Source organism: Phreatobacter sp. (assembly GCF_052440005.1).
GTDB lineage: Bacteria > Pseudomonadota > Alphaproteobacteria > Rhizobiales > Phreatobacteraceae > Phreatobacter.
This window is the reverse complement of the sequence record NZ_JBQVQL010000174.1, coordinates 1-2,373: the sequence shown is the minus strand read 5'-3', so window position 1 is coordinate 2,373 and position 2,373 is coordinate 1. Positions and strand designations below refer to the sequence as shown.

General features: G+C 71.3%; 2 protein-coding genes. Both read right to left on the bottom strand.

The genetic code is table 11. The features are described from left to right. Positions 1-295 (bottom strand): amidase family protein (locus ACT6XY_RS22660; protein WP_444750564.1); only part of this gene is annotated, 295 nt, incomplete at its 3' end. A 24-nt stretch (positions 296-319) separates the two neighbouring features. Beyond that, the gene (locus ACT6XY_RS22655) at positions 320-2,353 is read right to left on the bottom strand and encodes a molybdopterin-containing oxidoreductase family protein (RefSeq protein WP_444750563.1); all 2,034 of its coding nucleotides are present in this window, start codon (positions 2,351-2,353) and stop codon (positions 320-322) included. Positions 2,354-2,373: the final 20 nt, after the last annotated feature.

Below are 2,373 nucleotides of genomic sequence, written 5' to 3'. Positions count from 1 at the left end.
GGCGGGAGCCCCGGCGGGTGGGCAGGCCGGCGACGGCCTGCACGTCCTTGATGGTCACCGGGACGCCGTGCAGCGGTCCGAGGTGGTCGGCGCGCATCACGGCCGCCTCCGCCTGGCGGGCGGCGGCGAGGGCTCCCTCCGCATCCAGCACGACGAAGGCGTGGAGGCGCGGCTCCAGCGCGGCGATGCGGGCGAGCACCGCCTCGGTGATCTCGACGGGGGAGGCGCACCGCGTGCGCACCAGCGCGGCCATGGCGTGGGCCGAAAGCGTGGCGAGCTGTCCGGTCATGCTCATCGCGGCCCCACGCCCGCCGGCCGGTCAGGCCCTGTTGTCCCAGGCTTCCACGTCGAGGAACGTGCTCTGGTAGGAGGCCCCTTCGCCGATGTCGGTGAGCCGGTCTGAGCAGAGCATGTTGACCGTGCCGTCGACGGCCTCGGTGCCGGGACGCTGGCCGGGGACGAGGATCACCCCAGGCTGGACATCGTCGCCGACCCTCAGCACGAGGCCGATGGCGGCCCGTTCGTTGAAGAGCCTCACCTTGGCGCCGTTCTCCAGGCCGCGTTTTGCGGCGTCCTGGGGATGCAGCACGCAGAACGGCTCGCCCTCGCGCTTGCGCAGGAAGGCGACGCCGGAGAACGCCGTGTGGGGCTGGAAGTAGGAAGGGGCCGTGAGGAGCCGCAACGGCCACTTCGCCGCGTCCGCCACCTCCTGCGCGTCCGGCTGCCAGTCCGGCATGGGTGAGACGCCCTGGTCGGCGAGGGTCTGCGAATAGATTTCCAGCTTTCCGGAGGGCGTGGCGAAGGTCTGGCCGGGAGGCGGGGCGACCTTGACGGGGACGCCGTCGAGGAGGCTCGCGGGATCGACCGCCGCGACCGCGCCGGTGGAGCCCTTGAAGAACTCGGGCAGGATCTCCTTCTCGCTCATCGCGAAGGCAGGATCGGCGACGCCCATGCGGCGCGCCAGCTCCTGCGCCAGCCGGAAATTCGACCAGGCCTCGCCCTGCGGAGCGACGGCCGCGGGCGAATACTGCATGTAGTAGCTGCCGTAACCCCGATAGAAGTCCTCGGTCTCCAGATAGGTGGTGGCCGGCAGCACGATGTCGGCATAGGCCGCGGTATCGGTCATGAACGGGTCGTGGACGACGGTGAAAAGGTCCTCGCGGGAGAGGCCCTTGCGGACGAGCCCCGCCTCCGGGCAGGTCACGGCGGGATTGTTGGCGGCGATGAACAGGGCCCGCAGCGGCGGGTCGTTCATCTCCAGGAGTTCGCGCCCGAGCAGGCTCTGGTTGACGAGGCGCGTCGCGGCGGGCCCCGAGGCCGGCTTGCGGACGGCGGAGAAGTTGAAGTCCATCGATCCGGCCGTCAGCAGCAGCGCGCCGCCGCCCGGGCGGCCATAGGCGCCGGTGACGGCCGGCAGGGTCGCCACGGCGCGCAGTGCCTGGCCGCCGCGGGCGAGCCGGGTCATGCCCTCGCCGATGCGGATGAAGGCGCGTTTCGCCGCGCCGTACATGGCCGCCAGCGTCTCGATGTCGGCGACGGACAGGCCCGTGATCTCCGACACGCGGTCGGGCGTGAAGCGTGGCACGACCTGGCGCTCCCAGCGGTCGAAGCCGAGCGTGTTCGCCGCGAGGTAGGCGCGGTCGCACAGGCCGTCGCGCACGAGGATGTGGACGATGCCGAGCGCCAGGGCCGCATCGGTGCCGATGCGGATCGGCAGGTGCCAGTCGGCGCTGGCGGCGGTGCGGCTGCGGCGCGGGTCGATGACGACGACCTGGACGCCGCGCTTGCGGGGCGCGTCGAGCTTCGCCCAGAAATGCACGTTCACCGCCATGAGATCGCAGCCCCAGGCGATGACGAGGTCGGAATCGACCACCGTTTCCGGGTCCGCTCCGCCGACCGGGCCGAGAGTCAGGTCCCAGGCCGTCTCGCAACAGCTGTCACAGACCGTGCCGGCCTGCAGGCGGCTGGTGCCCATGGCGTAGAACAGGCCGTTGACGATGTGCCGGTTCATCTGGCCCTGGTGGGCGCTGTAGGCGTAGCCGAGCAGGGCGAGGGGCCCCGATTCCGCGATGATCGCCTTCCACCGCGCGGTGATCTCGTCCAGCGCCGCATCCCAGGTGATCGGCGCGAACTGGCCCGAGCCCTTCGGGCCGGTGCGCCTGAGGGGGGTCTTCAGGCGCTCGGGCGAGTGCACCAGCTCGGCGTCGCGGTTGACCTTGGCGCAGGCGAATCCGGCGGTGAAGGGCTGGTCCGGATCGCCCGAGATCTTCGTGATCCTGTCGCCGTCCACCTCGGCGATGAGGGAGCAGAGGTCGGGGCAGTCATGGGCGCAGGCCACGCGGACGGTCTTCATCGGTATCCTCGGATCGGGCG